General features: G+C 59.7%; 17 protein-coding genes, 3 tRNA genes and 1 CRISPR repeat array (1 of these 21 only partly in view). Of the genes, 11 read left to right on the top strand and 9 right to left on the bottom strand.

Annotated features, from left to right (window positions below):
• Nucleotides 1-683: direct repeats of the CRISPR family, unit length 36 nt; unit sequence AATATAACCCACCTTCAAATTACATCAAATCACAAC (it extends 211 nt beyond the left edge of the window).
• 206 nt (nt 684-889) lie between these two features.
• Both FYJ85_RS04690 and FYJ85_RS04695 read right to left on the bottom strand, forming a co-directional pair.
• On the bottom strand, nt 890-4,027 hold the full coding sequence (locus FYJ85_RS04690) for a beta-galactosidase (RefSeq protein ID WP_206212973.1): 3,138 nt from the start codon (nt 4,025-4,027) through the stop codon (nt 890-892).
• A gap of 1 nt (nt 4,028) precedes the next feature.
• Nucleotides 4,029-4,802, bottom strand: coding sequence for a type II secretion system protein (locus FYJ85_RS04695; protein ID WP_106053872.1), 774 nt, complete (start codon nt 4,800-4,802; stop codon nt 4,029-4,031).
• Nucleotides 4,803-5,159: 357 nt separating this feature from the next.
• Here FYJ85_RS04695 and FYJ85_RS04700 point away from each other — a divergent pair, with 357 nt between their 5' ends.
• The 4 genes from FYJ85_RS04700 to efp all read left to right on the top strand — a co-directional run bounded on the left by FYJ85_RS04700 (nt 5,160) and on the right by efp (nt 9,759).
• Nucleotides 5,160-6,452, top strand: a complete 1,293-nt coding sequence (locus FYJ85_RS04700) for a mechanosensitive ion channel family protein (protein ID WP_106055744.1) — start codon at nt 5,160-5,162, stop codon at nt 6,450-6,452.
• A gap of 13 nt (nt 6,453-6,465) precedes the next feature.
• A complete protein-coding gene (locus tag FYJ85_RS04705; protein ID WP_154417140.1) occupies nt 6,466-6,984 on the top strand; it encodes a hypothetical protein in 519 nt (172 codons plus the stop codon).
• Between the two features lie 55 nt (nt 6,985-7,039).
• The gene (gene uvrB / locus FYJ85_RS04710; RefSeq protein ID WP_154417141.1) at nt 7,040-9,064 is read left to right on the top strand and encodes an excinuclease ABC subunit UvrB; all 2,025 of its coding nucleotides are present in this window, start codon (nt 7,040-7,042) and stop codon (nt 9,062-9,064) included.
• A 128-nt stretch (nt 9,065-9,192) separates the two neighbouring features.
• Entirely contained in the window at nt 9,193-9,759 is a 567-nt protein-coding gene (gene efp, locus FYJ85_RS04715) for an elongation factor P (protein ID WP_106053869.1), read from the top strand.
• A 107-nt stretch (nt 9,760-9,866) separates the two neighbouring features.
• Here the strand turns inward: efp and FYJ85_RS04720 are convergent, their stop codons facing one another.
• The 5 genes from FYJ85_RS04720 to FYJ85_RS04740 all read right to left on the bottom strand — a co-directional run bounded on the left by FYJ85_RS04720 (nt 9,867) and on the right by FYJ85_RS04740 (nt 17,030).
• Nucleotides 9,867-13,010, bottom strand: a complete 3,144-nt coding sequence (locus FYJ85_RS04720; protein ID WP_106053868.1) for an efflux RND transporter permease subunit — start codon at nt 13,008-13,010, stop codon at nt 9,867-9,869.
• 15 nt (nt 13,011-13,025) lie between these two features.
• Nucleotides 13,026-14,198: an efflux RND transporter periplasmic adaptor subunit gene (locus tag FYJ85_RS04725; protein WP_106053867.1), complete on the bottom strand. Its 1,173-nt coding sequence runs from the start codon at nt 14,196-14,198 to the stop codon at nt 13,026-13,028.
• A gap of 149 nt (nt 14,199-14,347) precedes the next feature.
• Nucleotides 14,348-16,090, bottom strand: coding sequence for a sensor histidine kinase (locus FYJ85_RS04730; RefSeq protein WP_154417142.1), 1,743 nt, complete (start codon nt 16,088-16,090; stop codon nt 14,348-14,350).
• A gap of 3 nt (nt 16,091-16,093) precedes the next feature.
• A complete protein-coding gene (locus FYJ85_RS04735) occupies nt 16,094-16,780 on the bottom strand; it encodes a response regulator transcription factor (protein ID WP_106055743.1) in 687 nt (228 codons plus the stop codon).
• Nucleotides 16,781-16,954: 174 nt separating this feature from the next.
• A tRNA-Glu gene (locus tag FYJ85_RS04740) sits at nt 16,955-17,030 on the bottom strand.
• 168 nt (nt 17,031-17,198) lie between these two features.
• On the opposite strand from FYJ85_RS04740, the gene FYJ85_RS04745 reads away from it, so the two are divergent.
• Together FYJ85_RS04745 and FYJ85_RS04750 are read left to right on the top strand one after the other, a co-directional pair.
• A tRNA-Met gene (locus FYJ85_RS04745) sits at nt 17,199-17,275 on the top strand.
• 12 nt (nt 17,276-17,287) lie between these two features.
• Nucleotides 17,288-17,364 (top strand) — tRNA-Met (locus FYJ85_RS04750).
• Between the two features lie 138 nt (nt 17,365-17,502).
• Here the strand turns inward: FYJ85_RS04750 and FYJ85_RS04755 are convergent.
• Nucleotides 17,503-18,924 carry an MATE family efflux transporter gene (locus tag FYJ85_RS04755; RefSeq protein WP_154417143.1) on the bottom strand — a complete coding sequence of 474 codons (1,422 nt, stop codon included), beginning with the start codon at nt 18,922-18,924 and terminating at the stop codon, nt 17,503-17,505.
• A gap of 118 nt (nt 18,925-19,042) precedes the next feature.
• Here FYJ85_RS04755 and FYJ85_RS04760 point away from each other — a divergent pair, with 118 nt between their 5' ends.
• Genes FYJ85_RS04760 through xseA form a run of 3 tightly spaced genes read left to right on the top strand, consistent with a single transcriptional unit; the run spans nt 19,043 to nt 21,252 of the window.
• Nucleotides 19,043-19,360 carry a YqfO family protein gene (locus FYJ85_RS04760; RefSeq protein WP_235903102.1) on the top strand — a complete coding sequence of 106 codons (318 nt, stop codon included), beginning with the start codon at nt 19,043-19,045 and terminating at the stop codon, nt 19,358-19,360.
• Nucleotides 19,361-19,372: 12 nt separating this feature from the next.
• On the top strand, nt 19,373-20,005 hold the full coding sequence (locus tag FYJ85_RS04765; protein WP_106053863.1) for a site-2 protease family protein: 633 nt from the start codon (nt 19,373-19,375) through the stop codon (nt 20,003-20,005).
• A gap of 17 nt (nt 20,006-20,022) precedes the next feature.
• Nucleotides 20,023-21,252 carry an exodeoxyribonuclease VII large subunit gene (gene xseA / locus FYJ85_RS04770; RefSeq protein ID WP_154417144.1) on the top strand — a complete coding sequence of 410 codons (1,230 nt, stop codon included), beginning with the start codon at nt 20,023-20,025 and terminating at the stop codon, nt 21,250-21,252.
• A gap of 116 nt (nt 21,253-21,368) precedes the next feature.
• Here the strand turns inward: xseA and FYJ85_RS04775 are convergent, their stop codons facing one another.
• On the bottom strand, nt 21,369-22,724 hold the full coding sequence (locus FYJ85_RS04775; RefSeq protein ID WP_154417181.1) for a catalase: 1,356 nt from the start codon (nt 22,722-22,724) through the stop codon (nt 21,369-21,371).
• Nucleotides 22,725-22,917: 193 nt separating this feature from the next.
• Here FYJ85_RS04775 and FYJ85_RS04780 point away from each other — a divergent pair, with 193 nt between their 5' ends.
• Nucleotides 22,918-23,490, top strand: coding sequence for an HAD family hydrolase (locus FYJ85_RS04780; protein ID WP_106053861.1), 573 nt, complete (start codon nt 22,918-22,920; stop codon nt 23,488-23,490).
• 89 nt (nt 23,491-23,579) lie between these two features.
• Entirely contained in the window at nt 23,580-26,144 is a 2,565-nt protein-coding gene (locus FYJ85_RS04785) for an FtsK/SpoIIIE family DNA translocase (RefSeq protein WP_106053860.1), read from the top strand.
• Nucleotides 26,145-26,214: the final 70 nt, after the last annotated feature.

Consider the following 26,214-nt stretch of genomic DNA (forward strand, 5'->3'; position numbering starts at 1 on the left):
TTCAAATTACATCAAATCACAACTCTCGGACGTCTGGGAGTACCGCCTCGAACAATATAACCCACCTTCAAATTACATCAAATCACAACACCCTGCCGTCATTTAGCCGCACTTCATATAATATAACCCACCTTCAAATTACATCAAATCACAACTCCGGTAATGCTAGATCATTTGGTTGTAGAAATATAACCCACCTTCAAATTACATCAAATCACAACGCACAACGCCGGTGAACACGTACAGCGTCTAATATAACCCACCTTCAAATTACATCAAATCACAACCGGTACGACCTCCAGCACCCGGAACAGGCGAATATAACCCACCTTCAAATTACATCAAATCACAACCCTAAAGGCAATGGGCAACACCCTCGGTTTAATATAACCCACCTTCAAATTACATCAAATCACAACATCAAAAACGCGGTCGAACTCAAGGACGGGAATATAACCCACCTTCAAATTACATCAAATCACAACTGCCAGCCTCTAATGAAGACCAAATTGATAAATATAACCCACCTTCAAATTACATCAAATCACAACAAACGGCCAGCGAAAGAATCACAACCGAAAAATATAACCCACCTTCAAATTACATCAAATCACAACCAGAACATTGAGGAATTGGCTCATTGTTTAAATATAACCCACCTTCAAATTACATCAAATCACAACTTTTACCGGGTAGTGCCCGGTGCAGAGAATAGTTCTGATGTGATCTAGGTCAAATGAAAAGTCGGCAACCTTACTCTGATTTTGCAATACCATACGAATTCTTCAAATTTTACAATACCTGATTCTGGATGAAGTTTTTCTTTGAGCTTGCGATATGGTTTCCGGCGGATGCTTTGGAGTATCGAAAGTGCATCCGCCGGATTTTTTTACTTTGCAAGAAGCGAGGCTCCGGCGAGGATCAGGAGGGATTCGCCGGTTGCTTCCAGTTCTACGGCGGCGATATCTGCCGTCGGATCGGGATTGTCGATTTCCACGAGAAAAAGGCCGTATTCGAGCATACGCGGCGTGACAAAACGGAAGGCAGGCGGAATTCCGCGGCTGTCCGCGGCCAGGAACCAGTCGCGCAGCTCCCGTTTGTTGCACAGTTCCGCCGGAGAAGTGCGGCTGCCGTCGCGGCGGACAAAATGGACGCGGCCCAGCGTCTCCGCTTGTTCCGGTACATAAGCGGCGGTCAGCAGGAGAAACAGCTTCTCCGGCCGGACATCGACCGGAAGCGTCAGCCGGGAGCCGTGGATTCCTTTCCATGCAGCGGCGGAAAGCAGTACCGGAGCAGAGGAAAAGCGAAACGGAATCCGATGGATCAGCTCTTTCCCGTGCAGCGCTTTGCCGAGCTCCTCCGTGCCGACGTGTTTCTCTCCGAGGGAGGCGCGGGGAGCGCCGGCCGGCAGCGGGAGCGGCGTGCAGCCGGGGATCGGTGTATTCGACACTCTCTCCAGCGCGATGTCATCCATGACCAGTGTGCCGGGCCGCTCGATTCCGACGCAGAAAACCAGCGTCGCATCGCTCGCCGGGATCTCGACTTCCACGCTGCGCCGGACGAAACCGTCTCCCGGCGCAACCGGAGCGGTATGATAGCGTTTGAAGTAACCGCTGTTCCGGTCGAACACATCGAAGTAGGGAGAAACGGGTTTGGCGCCGGTATTTTTAAAACTGCCGCTGAAGAGACAGCGCTCCGGCCCCGGCACGCGGGCGTCGAAGAAGGCGTAAACCCGTCCGGCTCCGGACGAAGTCAGTTCCAAGGCGTAGTTTCCTGTCGCCGCATCGGTGGTTACCGCAATGCGTCCCTGCGGATCGAACTGCCTGTCGCGCAGCTGCCACTGCATTGCGGCGGCGTTTTTGAGACCGCCGGTCGCCACGTCGCCGGAAATTTCTTCAAAGGAGTAATTCGGACAGAAGTTGGTCGTCTCCGCGATCTCTTTGAAGCCGGTGAGCTTCTGCCTGCTGACGACATAGATGATTTCCGTCGGACGCAGCGTCCGGTATTTTCCGGAGGCGCCGGAGAATTTCACCTCGCGTCCGTAGAGATCGTAGACGGCGTCGACTTCGCCTTCGAGTTCCCAGACCGCTGTAGCGGCGGTCCGGCCGAGGACAGTCAGGATGCTTCCGTCGGTGCGGCGGAAGCCGTGACGGAGATCGAGCGGAGTTTGCGTCACCTGTCCGGTGTAGCGATCGCATTTGCGCAGCATCGCCTGGGCGAACGCGAGCGCCGGCAGCGACGGAATCGGCGAAAGCGTCTGGTGCGAAAAGAAGAAATCCTCTCCGAAGCTGAAGTATTTTTCGAACCCTTCTTCGATGAACCAGAATTGAATCGCCGCAGTCAGCTTCGCCTGCATCGCGGGGTCGGCGATGGTGTGCCACATCTGTTCGGTCTGCCAGAGCTTCATGCCGGGCCGGGCTTGTTCGACTGCCCGCTTCAACTCCGCGATTCCCTTGAGCCCCTGGTAGGAGTGGACGTTATAGAAGTCGCAGTAAGAGGCGGCTCCGAGAGTCAGCAGCTCGAACGGCATGGCGTTGTCGCAGGCGGCTCCGTAACCGAAACCGCTGACCAGGATCTTCGCTTCGGGATCGGCGGAACGGATGGCCCGGTGCGCCCTTTTCAGGAGCTCCAGATAGTCGGCGGTGGAACCGGAAAAGCTTGCGGCCGGGGCGGGCGGGTGCCAGTCGACTTCGTTCCAGATCTCCCAGGCGGCAACCTTGCCGCGGTAACGTTCCGCGACGGCACGGACGTAGCGCTCCCAGTCGTCCGGGTCGGCGGGCTTGCGCCGGGCGGACATGTCGGCGTTTTTGTGGGTGGGGACGATTGCGGAATCCGCCGCCCAGACCGGCGGAGAGCCGAGAATGCCGAGCATGCGGATGCCTGCTTCCCGGTTTCGCTCCACGATGGCATCGCTCCAGCGCCAGTCAAACTGTCCCTTTTCCGGCTCCACGATGAACCAGTGGAAGGCATCGCTGCGGCTGTTGCGGATTCCGGTTTTCGCAAGCACGTGCGGGAGGTCGAAAAGATGGTGGCCGATGTAGTCGGCGAAACGGCCGTCCGGCAGTTCCTCATCGGGCCGGTTCAGTTCAGCATGCGAGAAGACATAACGTTCGCCGCCGCACTCCAGCGTGAAGCTGTAATGTCCCGGGGTTCTGACCGGCAGTTCGATCTGAAACTCTTTCTGCCGGGTCCGGGCCGGAATGCGGATTGTTTCGCGCACTTCCGGCAGTGCGGCGCCGTCGGTCTCTCTGCCGGTGAGGCGCAGGAGGAAGTCCTGTTCCGTATCGGAGAAATTGGCGCCGGAGAGACGCAGCACCGCTTTTTCACCCGGAAGAGAGAGCGAATCGTCGAACGACCATACCGGCAGCAGGGTGGCGCCGCTCTGCCCGGCGGCGGTCAGAAGCTCCGTTTTGCCGGAGCGGAGGTCCGCCAGCAGCGTTGTGGATTCTCCGGGCGGGAAGGGCGTATCCGGGGTCGAGTCGAGTTCCGCGCCCTGCAGCTGCCGGGCGGAGACCCGGATGGCGCTTGCGAAGAACGGCGGTCCCGCCGAGACGGAGAAACTGCCCGGCATCGGAGAGAGTTTTCCGGAGAAAGGCGCCTGCGAAAGTTCCCGGCCGTCGACGCTGAGGATCAGCCCCGCTTCGCCCCAGCTCAGGGCGACGTTGACCGGTCTGCCCTTGACGAATATCTGTTCGCGGGGGCCGGAGACGCGGGCAGTCTGCTTTCCGCTCCGGGCGACGCCGAGCAGCGCGCGCTGGCCGTTTTCTCCGCTGGAAATGCAAATTCCGAGAAGAGTGCGGGCCGCTTCTTCTCCCTCGATGGCCGGAACCATCGAAAACGCAAAAGCCCATTCGTTCTCAAATTCCGAGGCGGGCTTGGCCGGGTTCAGGGTCAGTTCGACGGTGCCGGCGGCAGCGGCGATTGTGCCGGGAACCGGGAATTCCCGGAATTTCCCTTTGTAAAGCGGTTCGCCCGCAGACAGTACCGCCGCGGCCAGACAGACGCCGATGAGGATCAGTTTGCGCATCTTAAAATACTCCGTCGTGGCGGACCCATTTGCTTTCGTCGTTGCGGTAGCTGCCGTCCACCCACGGGCCGTAGAGCGGAGTCCCGCGGGTATTGAGCAGCTGTTCCGCCGCGTGTTCGCCGGTGCGCGTGGATTTCGCCCCGGCCACATGGCCGTCGACGTAGACGACGTTGCATTCGGAGAGGCCGTTGTGAGCCGGCCAGACCGTCTGGCCGGAACCGGGCGCGGAATAGGTGTTGTCCACGATGTAGTAGCCGAGGGGCGACAGGTCGAAAAGCTCGCGGTTTTTCCGGGCGGATTCTACCAGCAGGACCGTGTCGGAACTCCGGCGGCACATCGTGAGGCGGACGCCGCTGCCGGCAGGGGCGATGTATTTGTGATTGACGCCGTAATCGCAGATGGTCCAGTCGCTGTCGGCGGGTGCATTCAGCTTCATCGTCGGATTGTTCCAGAAGTCCCGGTACCATTCGGAGGTCGGCAGCAGCCGGGTGCGTTCGGGACATTTCATCTGGTTTTTGGCGGCATACCGGTCCCGGACCAGGATTCCGGTCCAGTGGCCGCCGGTCTGGGTGTACGGAAAGAAGAAGTCATTGTGATTGCCGAGATACATGTGGACGGCCAGCCCGAGCTGCTTCAGGTTGTTTTTGCAGGTCGTTCCCCGCGCGACGCTGCGCGCCCTGTTCAGCGCGGGCAGCAGCATCGAGGCCAGGATGGCGATGATTGCAATAACCACCAGAAGTTCGATCAGAGTGAAGGAGGAACTTTTTTTCTTCATGTTCAATTCCTTTCAGTTAAAGCTGTTATGAAATAAGAGCGTCTGCATGGCATAGTTTCCTGCCGGCCGGCGAAACATTTGAAAAAACCGGTTCGCGGCTGGTTTTCCGATCGCATCGATTGTATCGTCTCCATAGTTAGTTGAACGTTCTACCTTTTAATTATGAATCATCCGGCGGAAAAATGCAAGCGGAAATCGAAAAAATTACTTTGGAAAGGTGAAAATTTTCCGAAAACCGCTGCGGAATTCCATGTCGGAAACCACAGATCGGCTGATTATTGCCGGGCTGCCCTTTCAAAATCATCTTTTCGGGTTATATTATTAGGAGACAAACAGGCGGTCCCGGGGGAGGAAAACATGATGAAATGGCTGGAACAATTGCAGGCTTCGCTGGCTCCGTATCCGTGGGCTTACAGCGCGATTGTCGCCGGGGTTCTGATTCTGACCGCCTTTCTGGTGAACTGGATCACCAAACGGATTCTGCTGCGCGGGCTGACGCGAATTCTGCGCGCCCTGCCGTCCGGGGAAAGCGAAGAGGGAAAGGTCCGCCTGGCGATTATTTCGCGCCTTGCGAATATCGTGCCGGCCCTGGTTCTGGCCTACGGCGCCGTCGCGATTCCGGATGTCCATGATACGCTCGAAACGATCATCCGCAATGTCTGCATCGCGTTCATCGTCCTGACTACGGCGCTGGCGCTGGGCAAATTGCTGGATCTGGTCGAAATCGCCTACCGCCGCCGTCCGGACGCGCCGAACAAGCCGATCAAGGGATATCTGCAGCTCGGCAAGATCGTGGTTTTCACCGTGGCGACCATTCTGATTGTGGCCACGCTGATCAATCGGAATCCGCTGATTCTGCTCTCCGGCCTCGGTGCGATGGCGGCGGTGCTGATGCTGATTTTCCAGGATACGATCCTCTCGCTGGTCGCGAGCCTTCAGCTCGGCTCGAACGATATGGTGCGGATCGGCGACTGGATCGAAATGCCGAGCCAGAATGCCGACGGCGATGTGATCGAAATCGCGCTGCACACCGTGAAAGTGCGCAACTGGGACAAGACGATCACCACGCTTCCGGTCCGCAAGCTCATCACCGATTCGTTCAAAAACTGGCGCGGCATGCAGGAAACCGGCGGCCGCCGGATCAAGCGCTCTTTGTACATCGATCAGCGCAGCGTCCGTTTTCTGGATGAAGCGGAGATGCAGCGGCTGGAGGATTTCGTGGTGCTTAACGACTACCTGGAGCGCAAGCGCAGGGAACTGGCCGAATGGAACCGCGAATTGGAGCAGCAGGGGGCCAAACCGATCAATGAACGGCGGGTTACGAATCTCGGTACGTTTCGCGCCTACGTCGAGCAGTACTTGCGGAACAATGCCCATATTCGTCAGGACATGACGCTGCTGGTGCGCCAGCTGCAGCCCGGTGCAACCGGGATTCCGCTTGAAGTCTACTGCTTTACGAACGATACGCGCTGGGCGGTCTACGAGGGAATCCAGTCGGACATTTTCGACCACCTGCTGGCGATTTTGCCGATCTTCGATTTGCGGGTGTTCCAGCAGTGCAGCGACACCTCCGGCATGGTGATTCCATCGCCTGCACTGTTGTCGCAGTCCGCTTTGAAGGCAGTGGAGCAGAGCGAATCTTCCAGATAAGGGGGAGGATGAAATGAGTGACGGCAGATTTTCCGGCTTGTTGAAGTCCGCGGCTGTTTTTCTCCTGCTTCTGTCTGCGGTTTCCGCCCAGGCGTGTCCCGGATGCGGTATGCCGACGCTTCACCCGATGTTCGTGGAGCCGCACTGCCGTATCTGGGCATGGGTAATTGTGGCTGGCGCATTCCTGCTGCTTCTGGCCCCTTTCGCGTTCGGCTGGCGGCTGGAGCGGACGGAAAAGCAGATGCCGCGCAGAAGGCGGGTGCTGCTTGCCGCCGTGATGACGCTGGTGTGGCTGATCTGTTTCATGATGCATGCTGTGACGTTCGGCACCGTGCTGTGCAACTGGATCTTCTTTCCGCTGTACATTATTACGTTCTTCGGCATGACACTGGCTTTTTTCTGTCAATGGCTGGCATGGGTGGTGTTGCCGGTTTTCTTTCTGGTGATTCTATTCTTTTACTGCTATGGATTGTGTACGCTGCTGGGGCGTTACAGATTGGTCCGCCGCAGGAGGAATGAGGAGGAATCATGATCCGTTTTTTGTCCGTCATATTTCCGTCATTTAAAATATTGGACAGTGTAATATCATGAGTTTGTTTCAGTTGCATGCTCCGTACAAACCGGCGGGAGATCAGCCTCAGGCGATTGCGAAGATGGTGGAGAATCTTCGCAATCAGCAGCGTTTTCAGACCCTGCTCGGCGTGACCGGTTCCGGAAAAACCTTCACGCTGGCCAATGCGATCGCGCAGTCCGACCGGCCGGTGCTGGTGCTCTCTCACAACAAGACGCTGGCGGCGCAGCTGTACAGCGAATTCAAGGCGTTTTTCCCGGAAAATGCGGTTGAATATTTCATCAGTTATTACGATTATTATCTGCCGGAGTCGTATATTCCGCAGACCGACACCTATATCGCAAAGGATGCGTCGATCAATGAAAATATTGAAAAACTCCGGCTGGCGGCGACGGCGAGCCTGGTCGAACGGCGCGATGTGATCGTCGTCGCCAGCGTCTCCTGCATCTACGGTCTGGGTTCGCCGGACGATTATGCGGACCTCTGTGTCCGGATCGAGGTCGGCGACACCACCGGCCGCGACGAAATCCTGCGCCGTCTCGTCGACATCCAGTACGCGCGCAACGACGCTTCGCCGGAGAAGGGCGAATTCCGCGTCCGCGGCGACGTGATTGATGTCTACGAGCCGCAGCGGGATGATTATATCCGGGTTTCGTTCTTCGGTGACGAGATCGAGTCGATCGAACGGCGCGATGTGGTCAGCGGCAAGGTCAAGACCCGGCCGAAATATGTCACGATGTTTCCGTGCAAGCACTTCGTTCTGCCCCCCGAACGGATTCAGAGCGCGTCGGATGCGATTCTCGCCGAAATGGCCGACCGGGTCGGCTATTTCGAACGGAACAACCTCCTTGTCGAGGCGCAGCGGCTCTACCAGCGCGTAACCTACGACCTCGAAATGATGAAAGAGATCGGCTACTGCAGCGGAATTGAAAACTATTCGATGTATCTGGCGAACCGCCGCCCCGGTTCGCGCCCGTATTGCCTGCTCGACTTTTTTCCGCGCGATTTCCTGACCGTGATCGACGAGTCGCATGTGACGCTGCCGCAGCTGCAGGCCATGTACCGGGCCGACCGGAACCGCAAACAGGTCCTGGTCGACCACGGATTCCGGCTGCCGTCGGCTCTGGAGAACCGTCCGCTGCAGTTCGAGGAGTTCGAGCGCCTCACCGGAGATACGATCTTCGTTTCGGCCACGCCGGGAGAGTTCGAGCTGTCGCGTTCCGGCGCGCCGGTCGAACTGATCGTGCGTCCGACCGGGCTGCTGGATCCGGTCATCGAAATCCGTCCGCTGGAAGGGCAGGTGGACGACGTGATTGCGGAGGTCCGCCGCGCCGCCGCCGCCGGCGAGCGGACGCTGGTCACCACGCTGACCAAGAAAGCTTCCGAACGGCTGGCCGACTATCTGGCTGAGCTCGGCATCAAGGCCGCTTATCTGCACAGCGAGCTCGACGCGCTCGAACGTGTGCGGGTGCTGAATAAACTGCGCGACGGCGATTTCGACTGTGTGATCGGCATCAACCTTCTGCGTGAAGGCATCGACCTTCCCGAAGTCGCGGTTGTTGCGATTCTCGATGCCGACAAGGAGGGGTTCCTGCGCTCCGAACGCTCCCTCGTGCAGACGGCCGGACGCGCCGCCCGGAACAAGGCCGGTCGGGCGATTCTGTATGCCGACAATGTGACGCCGAGCATGCAGAAGCTCATCGACCAGACCAACGCGCGGCGCGAGCGGCAGATGGCCTATAACAAGGAGCACGGCATCGTTCCCGAGACGATCAGGAAGGGGCGGAATTTCACGATCGGGGAGATCGTCGCGCCCGATTCCGGCGACCGGAAGAAGTCGAAAATGCCGAAGCTGGCCGGAACCATGTTCACGGATGCGACCGATATCTCCGAGCTCGGACTCTCCGAAACCGATCTCGATGCGCTGATCAATGAGCTGACCGGTGAAATGCGCTCCGCCGCCGAAGCGCTCGAATTTGAACGCGCCGCCGACCTGCGCGACCAGATCCGGAAGCTGCGTCCGCCGCGGAAAGATGCCTGAAGCCGCTTTTTTCGAACGGGTTTCCCGTGCCTTCGGTACTTGAAAAAAGCCGTAACCGGGTGTATATTATCCAGTTCATGTAAAAATTTCCGACTGTGAAACCATCTGATTCAAGGAGTGAAACAAAGATGTTCAGTGCTTCCGACCTGAAGAAAGGCCTCAAGATCGAAATCGACGGCATGCCGTGGGTCATCACCGAGTTTGATTTCTGCAAGCCCGGCAAGGGGACCGCGCTCTACCGCTGCCGCATGCGCAATCTCGTCAACGGCTCCGGCATGGAAAAAACCTACCGGCCGACCGACAAGATCGACAAGCCGAACCTCGAAGAGCGCGAAATGTACTACTCCTACTTCGACGGGCACCACTACATTTTCAGCGACCCGAACACCTATGAAGAGATGGCCGTTTCGGCCGAAACGCTCGGCAACCAGGTCTACTTCCTGATCGAGGAGAGCCTCTGCAACTTCCTGCTTTTCAACGGGGAGCCGATTGAGATCACGCTGCCGACCTTTATCGAAAAGGAGATCGTCGACACTGAGCCGGGCGTTCGCGGCGATACGGCGACGAACGTGACCAAGCCGGCGAAGATCGACAACGGCTACGAAATTCAGGTCCCGCTCTTCATCAACCAGGGCGACATCGTGAAGATCGACACCCGTACCGGCGCTTACGCCGAGCGCGTCAGCAAGGCCTGATCCTCAGACAAAGTTCCCCGGCCGGGAGGCCGGGGCGTTTCCGGGGTTTTTGTGAAAAAGGGGCTGTCGCATACCTTATGAGGTTTTGCAACAGCCCCTTTTTTCGTCTACTGCTGCGCCGCGCGCCGCCCGGCCATTCCTCGCAGACGACGCAGCAGCCGGTGCAGATAGCGCCGCCGCGGTTTCGCCGTATCGTGGACGAAGATGAAATAGAGCGCCGGAATCACGTACAGTGTCAGGAGCGAGGCGATCGTGAGCCCTCCGACCACGCCCATGCCGCAACTGGAGCGGAGTTCCGAACCGAGCCCGGTTCCGAACGCCATCGGCAGCATGCCGGCCACCGATGCGATGCTGGTCATCACGATCGGGCGGAATTTCGACTGGGTCGCCAGCAGCATCGCCTTGTGGGTCGTCACACCGGATTTGACCAGAACCGCGCACTCGTCCATAATCAGGATCGCGTTGTTCACCACGATGCCGATCATCATGACGCCGCCGAGCAGGCCCATCATCGACATCGACATGCCGGTGAGCCAGAGCGTCAGGTACATGCCGAGGAAGCCGAGCGGAACCGTGAACATGATCAGGAACGGCCGCGTCCACGACTCCATGATCGCCGCGATCAGCAGATAGGTCAGGATCGCTGCGAGGATGATGACCTGAACGAATTCCCGGGCCGTTTCGTTCATGAGCTCCACATTGCCGCTCATCCGCACATCGTAACCGGGAGGCAGCGCCTCCTTCGCCATGGTTCCGATCGCGTCCGACACCGTTCCGAGCGCCATGCCGGGCGCCGTGTTGGCGTACAGCCACATGGTCCGCACCTTGTCGTAGCGGTTGATCACCACCGGGCGGGTATCTTCGGTGATGACGGCCAGGGTTTCCGCGCCGAGCGGATTGCCGTCTTTCACGGCCGGAGCCGCCTGCCGGAGCTGCTCTTCGCCGAACTCTTTTTCGTTTTTGACCCGGATGTCGAAGGTCCGGGCGCCGTCGCGGTAATCGCCGACCTCGATGCCGTCAAGGGATCCGAGCATATACTCATACAGCTCATTGGCCGACATGCCGAGATTCTGCAGCACCGTCCGGCGCGGCGTGATGTTGATGTTCGGCTTGCGTTCGCGGCGGCTGGAGTCGAGGTCGCGGGTGAGCCCGAGCTTCGGCAGATTCTCCATGACTTCCATTTCGGCATTTTCGAGAACGTCGAGATCGGTTCCGTTCATCACGCAGCGGATTTCCGCGCCGCTGCCGCCGAAGGTAGGCGGAATCGACAGCGTCACCCGGCAGTTGTCGAGATAAGAGAGTTCGCTGCGCAGCAGGGCCTGCAGCTCGTCGATGGTTTCTTCGCGTTCGAATTTATCGGTGGTGCGCAATGTGATCTGCCCGATATACACGGCTGAACTGACCTGTCCGCTGCCGCCGTCCGAATCGCCGACCGAGATCGACATGCCGCGGATGAAGTCGAATTTTTTCAGATGGTCGGCCGCTTCCTGGATCAGCCGGTTTGTGGTATCGAGATTGTAGTTGGTCGGAAATTCGAATTTGATCCGGATCTCCCCCTGGTCGCAGAAGGGCAGGAAGGAGAGCCCGACCTGCGGCACGACCAGAAAAAGCACCGCCAGGGAAAGGGCCAGCACCGCCGCGATCAGGGTCTTCGGATAGCGGGCGGTCCACTCGATGCTGCGGTCGAATTTGCGGCAGAGCCAGTCGTAGCCGGCGTCCCACGGTATGAACAGCCGCTGGAGCAGGCTCTTTTTCTGCGGCCCGCGCTGTTTTTTCCGCTTCAGCAGCACGCAGGCCAGGATCGGCGTCAGCGTGAAGCTGATGAAGAGCGAAACCAGCGTCGCGCCGACCATCACACCGGCGAACGGCACCATCATGCTGCCGATCCGGGAGCTCATCATCATGACCGGCACGAAGACGACGACGTTGGTCAGCGCGCTGGCGGAAACCGCCGCGATCACCTCGCCGGTTCCGCGTTCGGCGGCGACCTTGACGGACTCTCCGCGGTCGAGATGCTTGAAGATGTTTTCGATCACGACGATCGAGTTGGTGACCAGCACGCCGACGGAACAGCCGAGCGACAGCAGGGTCATGATATTGAACGAGTAGTTGAAATAGGCCATTACCGCGAAGGTCACAATAACCGAGATCGGCATGGAAACCATGACGATGAAGGTGGATTTCGGTTCGTGCAGGAACAGGAAGAGCAGAACCGCCGTCAGGATGATTCCGGTGATGATGCTGCTCCAGGCGTCGTCGACCGAAGCCTGGATGAAGGCGCCGGAGTCGGTGAACCAGAAGAGCTGCATGCCGGTCGGCAGCTCCCCGTTTTTCACCATCGAGTCGAATCGCTGCCGAATGCCTTTGATCACCTCGATCGCATTGGCTTCGCCCTTCTTGACGATGCGGAACCGCGCAGCCGGCTGGCCGTTCACATACGCCTTGCTGCGGACCTCGCGGCTCATGAATTTCACCTCGGCCACATCGCGCAGGTAGATGCGCCGGTCTTTGAATTTGCCGATTTCGAGCGCCTTGATCTGCTCGAAATCCTTGAAGTCTCCGTCGAAGGTGACGTTCTTCTCTCCTTTGTCGAACTGGATGCGCCCGAGCGGCTCGCGGACGTTGTTCTCCCTGAGCTTCGTGACGACATCGTTGATCGACAGGTTCATTGCGGTCAGTTTTTCGCGGTCCAGCAGGACGTGGATCTGCATCTCGTTCGCGCCGTAGACGCGGACCTCGCCCACGCCGGGAACCGAGGAAAACCGGTCTGCGATCACATCGTCGGCGTAGTCGTAGAGATCGTCCTGCGTGCGGTCGCCGACCAGGAACACCTGCGCGACGGTGGTGGCGTTGGTGTCGATCTTGCGGATGGTCGGCTCGTTGGCGCCGTCCGGCAGGTCCTCGCGGATGCGGTTCAGCGCTTCGCGGATATCGGTGGCGGCCACATCGACATCGGTGCCCATGTTGAATTCGAGCTGGATGCGGGCCTCATCTTCCATCGACATGCTGGTGATGTGCTTGATTCCGTCCAGCGAAGAGACCGCGTCCTCGATCCGCTTGACGATTTCGACCTCGATTTCCGTCGGGCTGGCGCCCTGGTATTCGCAGCGGACCAGCACCATCGGAACCTCCATGTTCGGCAGCAGGTCGATGCTGATTCGCGGATAAAGCGTGATGCCGATCATCACGAGAACGATGATGAGGGCCGTCATTGCGATCGGCCGCCGGACGGACCATTGACTCAGAAACATGACCGGTCCCTTCCGTTACTTTTCATCGACCGCACGAAGCAGCGACCCGTTGTTCACGAAGGTCTGGCCGGTGACCACGAAACGTTCGTTCAGCAGTTCCTGCGCGTTCACGATCTCGCAATAGGCTCCGTCCACGATGCCGCGGACCACATCGAAACTCTTCGCACGCTTTTCGGGATCGATCGCATAGGCGATATAGCGGTCGTTCGCCCGCAGCAGCAGCGCATCCGTCGGCAGGCCGTACGCCTCCTTCTCTTCGAGGATGATGTTCAGGTCGCACAGCGTGCCGCTGACCAGCGAGATGCCGGGAGGGACCAGCACCTTGAATTTGAAGGTCCGGCTTTCGGGGTCGATGCTCGGCGCTTTGTAGGTAACGACTCCCTTCCCCTTGTCGACACCGTCGAGCGCGAAATGCACCGGGGTGCTGCCGGCCTTCACCAGATCGTAATAAACGGCGCTGATATAGCAGATCACCTCGAGCTTCTGCTGATTTTCGAGTTTCAGGATATTCTGCCCGGTGCTCACATACTCGTTTTCTTCGACATATTTGTCGGTGACGACGCAGTCGAACGGGGCGTAGACTACCGAATCGTCCAGATTTTTCCTGGCGATGATGAGGTTTCCCTCCGCCTGCTTGAGCTGGGCTTCGGCATTGACGATGGCGGCTTTGGCGTTGTTGACGTCGGTTTCGGCTTTTTTGTAATTGGTCTCGTAGGTCTCCAATTCGCTCTGGCTGGTGGCTTTTGAGCTCCAGAGCGTCAGGGAGCGTTTGTAATCGATGGTCGCCTTCTCCTCAAGAATTTTCGCGCTTTCGAGCGCGATTTTCGCGCTCTCGAGTTCCGCCTGCTTGACCTTGATTTCGTCTTCGCGGAGCGTAACCTGATTTTTCAGGATCTGGCGGTCGATGCCGAACAGGAGGTCGCCCTTTTTCCGGACATCTCCTTCGTCGACTTTCAGCAGCTCGAGCGTGCCGCTGATCTTTGCGGAAATGGTGGCATATTCCACCGGCCAGACGGTTCCCTGCACCGGAATCCGGCGCTGGAAGATCCGTTTCTGAAGCGGCTGGAGCGTTACGCGGGTTTCCCGTTCCGCGACTTCCTTCTTCTGTTCTTTCCCGCAGCCGCCGGCGCTGCCGAGAATAATGCCGGCGGCTGCAATTGCGAGCGATATGCGCAGAGAGTGATGCATGGTTTCCTTCCTTGGTTCAAACGTGTTTTTCTGTAAAAATAACGTGATGGAAGGCGGTTGCAACAACCTTGACGGAATCCTGACGAAAAATTGATTTTTTCCCGACAATCCGGGAGTGCGGAACCGGCCCGGCGCCCCGCCGGCGGCGTTCAGTATGGAATCCGGAGATGGAACTCCGCACCCGCGTCCGGTTCGGAAACGACCGAGACGTTTCCGCCGTGATAAAGTGCGATGTGCTTGACGATGGCCAGCCCGATTCCATTGCCCGGCCCGTTCCGGCTGCCGGGAATCCGATAGAAGCGCTTGAAGATCCGTTCCCGGTGTTCCGGCGCGATGCCGCAGCCGTAATCGCGGACAAGGAAATCGATCTGCTTTCCCTCCGCCGCGACGGCGGAGACTTCGATCCGTTTCGTTCCGCTGTGCAGAACCGCATTGGTGATCAGGCTGTTCAGCGCCTGCTGGAGCAGGAGAAAATCACCCGGAAATTCGATGGAGGAACACTCTCCGACGACCAGATCGATTCCCGCCGTTTCGGCCATGCTCCTGCACTCCTCCGCCGCTCCGCGGATGACTGCCGCCGGCAGGACCGGCAGAAAATCGTTTTCAGTTCCCTTCCGCATCGTTTCGAGGGAGCTCAGCGTCAGGAAGCTCTGCAGCAGGGTGTGCAGCCGTTCCGACTGGCGGGTCAGGGTCTGGATGCAGCGGGATTTGTACTCCTCGTTGTCGAGCGCGCCGTTGTTGATGGCGTCTACGGCGCCGACGATTCCGGTCAGCGGCGTTTTCATCTCATGCGAAATCGCCGCGATGAATTCCGTCCGGTACGCCTCGAGTTTCCGGATGTCGGAGAGGTCGGTGATCGAAACGAGAACGTACTTTCCGCCGTCCCGGGTGAAGGAGACGGCATTCGCGAGGAGCTGCCGCTCTTTTTCTCCGCGCTTTACGGAAAGCTCTTCCGAATAGACGCCGGTTTCTCCGACTTTTTCGATATATTCTCTCAGCTCCGCCGGGCACTCCGGCAGTTTTGCCGCCGGTTCCAGGCCGGGGAACAGTCCGCAGGCAGTCCGGTTCCAGCGCTCGACCCGGCCGGAGGCGTTGACCAGAAGAATCGCTTCAGTCAATGCATCCAGGATGGCTTCCCGCTCGTACGCGTCGTCCCGGAGGGAGACGATCTGTTTTTTCAGCTGTTCCGTCAGGCTCTGCAGGCAGATTGCGATTTCACGCACAAGGCCGTAGCGCGGCACGTAGACCGGATACTCCAGCTCTCCCGCCGCAATCTTCGACATGCTTGCGAAAAGCCGATTCAGCGGCGAACGGATGATGGAACAGAAATAAACGATCAGCACGATCGTCGACAGAATGCCGAGGATGGTCAGAATGATCATGCCGTCCCGGGTCTGCCGCATGAGCATGGTCATGCTGTTGCACTTTGCGGCCATGACCAGGATGTAGTCCTGCCCTCCGGCGTTGAAGTGGGCCGAATGGTATACCATGAAGGAGTTCAATGTTTCGTCATATTTGACGAGGACATCCTCCTGGTCGTTTTTCTTGAACAATCCCCGGATTCTCGGGCTGCGGATATGTTCGGCGAGGTAGTCCGGGGCGTTTTCGGTTTCGGCCACGACTCCTCTGCTGCGGGCGATGATTTTGGCGACCACGGGATTCGGCCCGCTGGTGCGGAGCAGCCGGCGGATTTTCTCCGGATCGTTCGCTTCGAGCTGTTCCTTGCAGAACCGGATCAGGAAAAAATTGTTCCGCCTGGTTTCGTCGATCACCTCCCGGAAATACGCCTCCTGGAAGTCGGCAAGCTGAAGATCCAGCAGAAAAATGGAGACGACAATGATTCCGCCGATCAGCGCCGGGATGAAGAGCAGAACGGAGTCCTTTCGCGCCATCGCTCACTCTCCGGCCGCTTTGTAACCGATGCCGCGGACGGTTTCGATCCGGTCCGCCCACTCCCCGAGCTTTTTCCGCAGGTTGACGATATGCATGTCGATGGCCCGCGCCGTGACGGAGTAGTTGTCCCCCTTGACCTCCCGGATGATCTGATTCCGGGTGAATACCCGGCCGGGATTTGACGTCAGCAGAGCAAGGGTCTTGAATTCATCCGCAGTCAGCATCAGCGGACGGCCGTTCAGCTCGGCCCGGTAGGCGATCAGGTCGATGGTCAGTGCGCCGAGCGTGACGGTGCGCGTCTCCGGCGGCGCGGCGGATTTCTTGCGCAGCCGGGCTGCGATCCGGGCCGCGAGCACCTTGCTGCTGTACGGTTTGGTGACATAGTCGTCGGCGCCCATCTCAAGCCCGAGAACGATGTCGTTTTCTTCGCCCTTGGCCGTGAGCATGATGACCGGAATATCCGCCAGGGCGGGATTGTTCTTCAAATTCCGGCAGACGGTCAGCCCGTCGATTCCCGGCAGCATGATGTCGAGCAGGATCAGATCGGGGACGAGCCTGGCGGCCATCGCCAGCCCCTCTTCGCCGTCGGAGGCGCAGTAGACCTGCAGGAAGCCGTTCATATTGAGGTTCATCTTCGTCATGTCGCAGATCGACGCGTCATCTTCGATCATCAATATCCGTGGATTCATTTTGCCTGCCTCTTTCCGGAAACCGCTGCAACCGGCAAAGGGACGCAAGCCGCATCCCGCCGTCCTGTTCAATATAATCATGCTGCGAAAATAAATCAAGTGCGGTCCGGCTTTTCCGGAATGCGGACAGAAAAAAAACCGTTCAGCGAACTGAACGGCGACGATGCCGGTAAATGGCATCCCCACGGGGATTCGAACCCCGGTTGCCGGGATGAAAACCCGGTGTCCTAGGCCTCTAGACGATAGGGACGTCTGATAACATGTTTCTAAATATATCACCTCTGTCTGGTTTTACAAGCGGGATTTGGAAATAAATTCATATTTTTTCCGGAAAAAAGCGGCGCCCTTTTGATTTTTTCGGGATTTTTTCCGCGAAAAGCTTGTAAAAAGGTAAAAATCATCTATTGTAATAAGGCGTGGCGGGTTAGCTCAGCTGGTTAGAGCGTCGGAATCATAATCCGCAGGTCTCGTGTTCGAATCACGAACCCGCTACCACTTTTCATAATTGGCGGCTTAGCTCAGTTGGTTAGAGCGTCGGAATCATAATCCGCAGGTCCCTGGTTCGAATCCTGGAGCCGCTACCATTTTTTTCCCCCTGATTTTTTCCGGGCCGGATTGTATTCCGGCAAATTCCGGATTGTTCTGCCTGAAACACGGAGAAAGCGGCGCGGAAGAGCGGACAATGCTTTTTACCTCGGCATCGGAATTCCGAATTCGGGCCGTCAGCGGGCGTTTTCGGCCGGCTGCTCGATCATCCGGATCTTCCGCCATTTGCCGGAGCTGAACCGCCAGAGGAAGATCATGGCGTCGATAAAGCCGCAGAAGGCGACGAAGGCCCAGACCTGGTGAATCGTCGCCGGATACCACTTGGTCAGCAGGATCATGCCCGGCACCAGGACTCCCCAGGCGGTCAGGCTGTTCAGCAGAAAGATCGCCAGCGTGTCGCCCGCGCCGCGCAGGCCGCCCATGAAGATGAACTTGATGCTGTCGCAGGCGTTGAACATCGCGGCGGCGGTCAGTACGCCGGTGCAGATTTTCACGACTTCGTCGAAGTTGACGCCGGAATCCTGCTGCGGAGCGAAAAACGTCGCCAGCGCTTCCGGGAAGCAGATGTAGATCAATACACCGGCGAATGCGTAGATCGCCGAAATCCGCCAGGCGCGGTAAACCGCCTTTTCCGCGATTCCCTGCCGCCTGCGTCCGATGTACTGGCCGACCACGATCGCGGTCGAATCCGCCAGGCCCGTCAGCGGCACGAAAAAGATATTGTTGATCGAGAGCGCGATGACGCTCGCCGCAAGCGCGGTCGGTCCGAGGTCGCCGATCAGGAACGCCAGGAGCGTGAAGGCGCCGACATCCACCAGCGTCTGGAACCCGGCCGGAGCACCGTAGCGGAACAGGCGCAGCGCGAGGTCCGGGTGAAACTCCCAGCGACGGCGGGTCGGGATCTTCCGCTGGTTCTGGCTGTAAAAGTAGATGACGATCGCGATCATGCTCAGTCCCGCGCAGATGCTCGAGGCGATTCCGGCGCCGTAGATGCCGAGCGGCGGCAGGCCGCAATGCCCGAAGATGAACATCCAGTTCAGCGGGATGTTCAGAAGGCAGCCGCCGATGTTGATGACGGCGACCGGCAGCGTGCGTCCCTGTCCGGAGAAGAAAGAGTAGAACGGCGCGGCGGCGCAGACGAACACGCCGCTCGGCAGCAGCGAAATGAAATAGTCCATCTCGCGGCCGACCAGCTCGGGATTGTGGTTGGTCCCGCCGAGGATCGCAAGCCCGAGGACCGGGATTATGAATGTGATGAAGAGGCCGGCGGCGACGGCGACCGTCTGCCCGGCCCACACCGCGCGCAGCAGGTTCTGCCGGTCGTGCGCCCCGTGGTACTGCGCAACCATGGCCGACGTGAAATTGCAGGTGACCATGAAAAAGCAGAACAGCGTGAAGTACAGGATGCCGGCCGGCATGGCGGCGGCGACGTCGAGCGTCGAGTGATGCGCCAGGAACCAGCGGTCGACGAACTGCATGACGCTGTTGCTCGCGCTCATGATGATGAGCGGATAAGCGATCCGGCAGATTTCGAGATAGCCGCCGCGGCCGATGAAATTACGGCGGTTGAATGATTTGCGAATTCCGAACAGTTCCATGGCGATTGTCTTTCTGAAAAAAGTGCAAGATTTGTAATATAGCTGCTGCGGCGGAGAAAGCAAGCAGAAAGCCGGAATTTCGATTGATTTTTTCCGGGAGTGCGGTTATATTTATTTCATGATGGAATATTGCAAGCTTGAAGTGTACGTTCCGGCGACGCACGCCGGAGCTTTGAAAGAGGCGCTCGCGGCGGCCGGGGCCGGGAGGCTCGGGAATTACGACTCCTGCATCTGGGAGTGCGCCGGAACCGGGCAGTTCCGGCCGCTCGCCGGGAGCAGGCCGTTTCTCGGCACGGAGGGCGCGGTCGAGACGGTTGCGGAAACCAAACTCGAGATGATCGTGGAGCGCCCGCTTCTCGACGCCGTCCTGAAGGCTTTGCGGGCTGCGCATCCGTACGAAACGCCGGCTTTTCAGTATTGGCCGGTTCAACTCTGATGGAATTTTTTCATGAATTTGTTTATCACGCAATTGTTTGAAGATCCGCAGCGCTTTTTCATCTGGCTGCTGGTCGTGATTTTTTCGATCTGCTGCCACGAGTTCATGCACGCCTGGGCGGCGCTGAAGCAGGGGGACCCGACCGCGGCGGACGAGGGACACCTGACGTTGAACCCGATGAAGCAGATGGGGCCGTTTTCACTCGTCATGCTTGCCGTCTGCGGCATTGCCTGGGGGCGGGTTCCGGTCCGGCCGTGGCAGATGCGGCACCGCCACAGCGATGCGCTTGTTTCGCTGGCGGGACCGGCCACGAATTTCGGGCTTTTCCTGATTTTCGGCATCCTGTTCTACGTCTGTTACCGGGCCGGCGTCGAAAATCAGGCCGCGCTCATGCTTCTTGAGCTCGGCAGCGTTCTCAATATCGTGCTGTGCCTGTTCAATCTCCTGCCGGTCCCGGGACTCGACGGCTTTGCGATCCTGAAGAGTTTCTTCCCGAAGCTCGGCGAGGTGAATTCGGAGTGGAGTTCAGGGGCGTTTCTTGTGGCCTTCATGCTGCTCTTCTTCGTCGGCTTCCGGTATGTGGCGCTGGCGGGCGGATTCATGTTCTACCTGCTGTGCGGCACACTGGTCGGGATATTCGGCTGACGGGAGGGAACCGGAAGATGGAAAATCCGCAGATCTGGAGTGTGTCGGACGTAAATCATGCGGTTCGCGAGATCGTCGAGGGCGCGCTGCTGCCGTTCTGGATGGCCGGTGAAGTCGGTTCGCTGACGCTGCACCGTTCCGGGCACGCCTACTTTACGATGAAGGACGCGAAATCGCAGATCCGGGCCGTCTATTTCGGCGGCGCCGCGGCCTGCACGCGGCTCGGCATTGCGAACGGCTCGATGATCGAAGCGTTCGGCAACCTCTCGGTCTACGAAGTGCGCGGCGAGTACCAGTTCGGCATCCGGCAGCTGCGGCCGGCCGGCGTCGGGGACCTTCGGATGCGTTTTGAGGAGCTGAAGCGCAGACTGGCCGCCGAAGGGCTGTTCGACCAGGAGCGCAAGCGGCCGATTCCGAAGCTGCCGGGGCGGATCGGGGTGGTGACGAGTCCGTCGGGGGCGGCGATCCGCGACTTCCTGCAGATCATCAACCGCCGCTTTCCGAATGTGAATGTGCGGATTTATCCGTGTGCGGTGCAGGGGGCCGGGGCGGCGGAGCAGGTGGCGCGCGGCGTCGAATTTTTCAACCGCACGGACGGGGCCGATGTGATTGTCGTAACGCGCGGCGGCGGCAGTATGGAGGATCTCTGGCCGTTTAATGAGGAAATTCTGGCCCGTGCGGTCGCATCCAGCCGGATTCCGGTGGTCAGTGCGGTCGGGCATGAGATTGACTTTTCGATCTGTGACTTTGCGGCCGATCTGCGCGTCCCGACGCCTTCGGCGGCGGCGGAGCTGGTGATCGGCCGCCGGGAGGAGATGGTCCGGGAGCTCGACCGCAGCGAGAAGGATATGCGCTATGCGCTCGAATCGGCGCTGTCACAGGCGCGCGCCCGGCTTGACCGTGCGGCGGGGAGTTTTGTTTTCCGCGAACCGGCGCATCTGGTGCGGATGCGCCGGCAGCAGCTTGACGAGCTTGATACGCGCCTCGGAACGGCGGCGGAACGGTTCCACGGCCAGTTCCGGGCGCGGCTGGAGCGGCTGGAGAGTACGCTGCTTGCGCTTGATCCGCGCCGCCAGCTTGAACGCGGCTATGCGATTTTGTTCGACCCTGCGCAGGAGAAGCCGGTGACGAGCGCCGCGAATGTGGCGGCCGGAACCCGGCTCGTCGCCCGGCTGGCCGACGGCAGTTTGAATGTGACGGTTGACCGGCCGGGCAGCGTACCGCCGCCGCCTTTCGCTGCGGTCTGAACGGCCGGTGTTTCGCCCGGATTCAATTTGAAGTGCCGCCTCGAGTCCCGCCGGGGGCAGGGAGCCCCCCCTCCGGGAACCTTTCAGGGCCGCGCTTTGGCGCTTTTCCGGTTTGGTTACAGCGTGAGCTTGACCCGCTGGTCCTGCGACATCATGGAGAGATGCCGCACCGTGTCGAGTTCAAGTCTCAGCGCATTCGCCACCCGGGTGCCGTATTCGCGGTCCGCCTTGTAGAACAGCGCACACTGACGGAGCTGAATGTTCTTCTTCGCATAACAGAGGTGTCCGGCGATGTTGGCGACGAGATGCGTTTTATCCTTGTCGCCGAGCACACGGCGGTAAAGTTCGCCGGGCTGCTCGAAGTCGATGTCCTCCGGATCGATGTCGTGGCGCGCGATACTGCCCGAGATGTCGATCGCGGGCGGCGTGAACGCCTGGCCGGGCTCCGGTCCGTCCTGCATGTCGCCGCCGGCGAACAGCCGCCCCAGCAGCAGCTTGTCGGGCGACGGACCGATGCCGGGAACGAAATTCGCCGGATTGAAAGCCGCCAGCCCGACATTCTGGAAATAATGATCCGGATTGCGGTCGAGCACCATTTCGCCGAGCTCGATGAGCGGGAAGTCGGCATGGTACCAGACCTTCGTGACGTCGAACGGATCGAAGCGGGAGGCTTTGGCCTGCTCCGGCGTCATGATCTGCACATAGAGTTTCCATTTCGGGAAGTCGCCGCGCTCGATCGCCTCATAAAGCTTCCGTGCGGCGAGACCCGGGTCCGCTTTCGCCGGCTCTTCCGCCTGCCCGGCGTCCGGCGCCCGGAATCCGGTCGCGGCCTTGAAGTGATATTTGACCCACACATACTCGTTCCTGTCGTTGTACCACATGAAGGCGTGGCTGGAATAGCCGTCCATCTCCTGATAGGAGGCGGGCGTGCCGCGGTCCGAAAACAGGATCGTCACCTGATGCAGCGACTCCGGCGCCAGCGACAGGAAATCCCAGAACATGGTTGCGTCCTTGAGATTGCTGCCGGAATTCCGCTGCCGGGTGCGGATGAAGTCCGGGAATTTGATCGCGTCGCGGATGAAAAAGACCGGCATGTTGCTGCCGACCAGATCATAATTGCCCTCTTCGGTATAGAATTTGACCGCGAATCCGCGCGGATCGCGGACTGGGTCGGCCGGGCTGCGTTCACCGCCGTCCGTCGAAAAACGGGCGAAAAGTTCGGTCTTTCCGCCGGCCTTGCCGAACAGGCGCGCCCGGGTGTATTTCGAGAGATCGTTCGTGACTTTGAAGTAACCGAACGCACCGGCGCCTCCGGCGCGGACGGCCCGCTCCGGAATCCGTTCACGGTCGAAGCGGGCGGGTTTTTCAATCGGGGGGCCATCCTGCACCAGGGTACAGCCGGTCGAACCGGAGACCGGGCCTCCGTACACGGAATTTCCGTTTGCGGTCGTCAAAGTCTTCTGATTCTGCATCATCTTTCTCCTCCTCAAGTTGAAGCTGCATCGTCGGAAAGTCGGGCCGGAACGGGGGCTCTCCACTTCCGCCCGCTCCGGTACTGCATCTGGACTATATCACGTGTTTTCCCATATTTCAACTGGTTTTCGGGAAAAAGCATGCTATACTATCCCTGCGTAAAATCATATTTTGAAAAAGGAGTTCGGACTCATGACGGAAAAAGTGATCGCACTGGATATCGGCAATGTCTGCATCGGGATTCATCCGGAGCGCTGTTTCGGGGCGCTCGGGTTCCGCAGCCTGGCGGATATTCCGCGCGAAGTGCTGTTCCTGGCCGGCGAACGGTTCGAACGCGGTGAAATTTCCGAAGCGGAATTTCTGGACGGCTTCCGGCGGCTGACCGGTTCCGCGCTTTCGGATGCGGAGCTGCGCCGGGCGTTCTGCGCGATCATCGGGGAGCCGGTGCCCGGCATGGCGGAGCTGGTCTCCGGGCTGGCCGGGCGCGGCTACCGGCCGGTTTTCTTCTCCGATACGTCGGTCACCCATATGGAAGAGCTGCGCCGGAAATTCCCGGCCGCCTCCGCAGTTCCGGACGGCATTTACAGCTACCGGGTCCATGCGAAGAAACCGGAGCTCCCGATGTTCGAGGCGTTCGAGGCCCGTTTCGGTGTTCCGGCCTTCTACTTCGACGACCGCGCCGAACTGATCGAGGGCGCCCGGAAACACGGCTGGAACGCACATCGCTTCGTTTCAGCGGAAGAAGTCGACAAAATCCTCGGTTGAATCGGCATAACCTATTGCATTTGCGGCGGCTCCGGTTTATATTACAGCCGATGGAACTGTTACAACTGCTTTGAGGATATTTGAGCGATATGGCCAATTCGACTCCGGTCCGGGAAGAAGAGTCAGGCTTCCGGGTCCGCTACATCTTTTATATTGCGCTTCTGCTACTGGCGCTGCTGGCGATCTTCTCGTATTCGCCGGCCGACAGCGCCGCGATTTCGGGGGGTGTGGACGCGCCTCCCGCAAACTGGATCGGCAATGCCGGCGCATGGTTCGGTTTCTGGCTCTTCAACCTGTTCGGGCTGGCGACCTATCTGCTTGCGCTGGTGACGCTGCTGCGGCTTCTGCGCGCGGTCCTGCCCGGCAAGGGGCGGCCGCTGCTGTTTTTCACCGGGGAGGCGATGATCCTGCTCGGCTCGATCCTGCTGCTGGCGCTGTCGCCCTATCCGTTCGTTTCGATGACCGAACAGCTCGGCATCGGCCGCAGCGGCGTCCCGGAGCTTGCGCTGGCCGGCGGCGCTGTCGGACAGGTGCTCGCGGCCCCCGGCCTGGAGTCCCCGGAGCTGCCGGAAGGGGTGCTGCGCCAGCTGATCGGCGCGGTCGGCACGACGATTTTCGGCTGGGCGCTCGTGCTCGGCGGCACGATCATCATCTATTTCTCCGACTGGCACGCTCTGCTGCGCGACCGGGTGTTCGTGGCCCGTCCCGGCGAAGAAGGTTATCCGGAGGAATCCGTTCCGCGCAGCCGCCGGGCCGCCCTTGCGGCCGAAGAGGATGAGGAGGAAGACGACGATGACGGGCCGGAACCATCCCCCGCTTCCGGCGGCCTCTTCTCCGGCATGCGCGACGCGCTGAGCGCGCTGCGCGCCCGCCCCCGCGCGGCGGAAGCGGAAGAGGGGGAGGCGGACGAGGATGACGAACCGGTCGAGGCGACTCAGCCGGACCTGATTGCCGCGCCGGAACCGGAGCCGGAACCCGAAGCGCCGCTCCGGGCATCGGCCGTTGCGGCGGCCGAGCGGCCGGACTGGAAAAAGAACATTCCCCCCGCTGCGGCGGATGCGCGCCCGCCGGCCGCGCCGGAACGCGGCATTCCGGCCGTCAGCACGAAAGTGGTCGAACGGGGCGAAAAGGCGACGGCCAGCGGCCGGGAATATGTGCTGCCGCCGCTGTCGATGCTGAGCAGAGGCTCCGATTCGGTCGGGGAGGCGCCGGAGGCGATCGCCCGTTCCCGCGAGATTCTGCAGCGGACGCTCGACAGCTTCAAGGTTTCCGGCAAAGTTTCGGGGTATATTTCGGGTCCGCGCATCACCCGCTATGAAATCTCGCTCGACGAGGGAGTCAACGTGAAAAAGGTCGAGGCGATCGCCGACAACATTGCGATGAACCTGTCGGCCAAAACCGTCCGCGTGCTGGCGCCGATTCCGGGGCGCCCTGTGGTCGGCGTCGAAGTGCCGAACACAAAGACTGAAGCGGTTTTCATGCGCGCCGTGATGGAGTCCGAAGCATGGCAGAAGGGGCACGCCGCGATTCCGATCGTGCTCGGCAAGGACGTGGCCGGCAACCCGGTCATGCTCGACCTGGCCAAGGCGCCGCACCTGCTGATCGCCGGTTCGACCGGTTCGGGCAAGTCGGTCTGCATGAATACGCTCATCATGAGCCTGCTCTTCAAGTTCCCGCCGGACGAACTGCGGCTCATCATGGTTGACCCGAAGATCGTCGAATTCGAAGACTACAAGAAGCTGCCGCATCTGATCACCCCGGTCATCAACGACTCGAAAAAGGTGCCGATTGCACTGCGCTGGGCCGTGACGGAGATGGAGAAGCGTTACCACATCCTCGCGAAAGCGGGCGTGAAGAAGCTGGCCGAGTACAACAGCCGCCGCGATCCGGAGCCGGTTTACGATGAAAACGGCGTGGCGGCTCCGGAAAAGATGCCGGTCCTCATCGTCATCATCGACGAGCTCGCCGAGCTGATGATGACCGATGCGCGCAAGGATTCCGAAGCGTACATCACGCGGATTGCGCAGCTCGGGCGCGCGGCCGGCGTGCATATCGTGGTGGCGACGCAGCGGCCGTCGACGCAGATCATCACCGGCGTCATCAAGGCGAATCTGCCGACCCGCATTGCGTTCCGCGTCGGCCAGATGGTCGACAGCCGGGTCATTCTCGACCAGAACGGAGCCGAGAAGCTGCTCGGCTCCGGCGATATGCTGTTCCTCGCCCCGGGCGGCATGGATCTCGAGCGCGTGCAGGGCGCCTGGGTCAAGGACGAGGACATCAAGCAGGTCGTCAAATTCGTTTCGGACCAGGTTCCGCAGAGCTTCAATGCGCAGGTCGTGGCCGAAGAGGAGGCGATGGAGGAGGAGATCGACGACAATGCGGTCGATTACGACGAGGACGACTACACCGATATCGCGCCGGTCATCAAGAAGTACATGCGTCCCGGAGACGACGACAACGTGCGCCGCGCGCTCGAAGTGGTCGTGCTGGACCGCAAGGCGAGCACCAGCTATCTGCAGCGGCGGCTGAAGATCGGCTACAACCGGGCGGCCGAGATCATGGATCTTTTCGAAGAGCGCGGCATTGTCGGCGCCGCTTCGGGCAGCGGCAACAAGCGCGAGATCCTGATTTTCGACGGCATGGACGAAGAGTGACGCGGAAAACGGCATGAAGATCGGCCGGAAGCCGCGGTTTTCGGAAATCCCGATTGCAGAATGACGAAGA

It is taken from the genome of Victivallis lenta (assembly GCF_009695545.1).
Taxonomy (GTDB): Bacteria; Verrucomicrobiota; Lentisphaeria; order Victivallales; family Victivallaceae; genus Victivallis; species Victivallis lenta.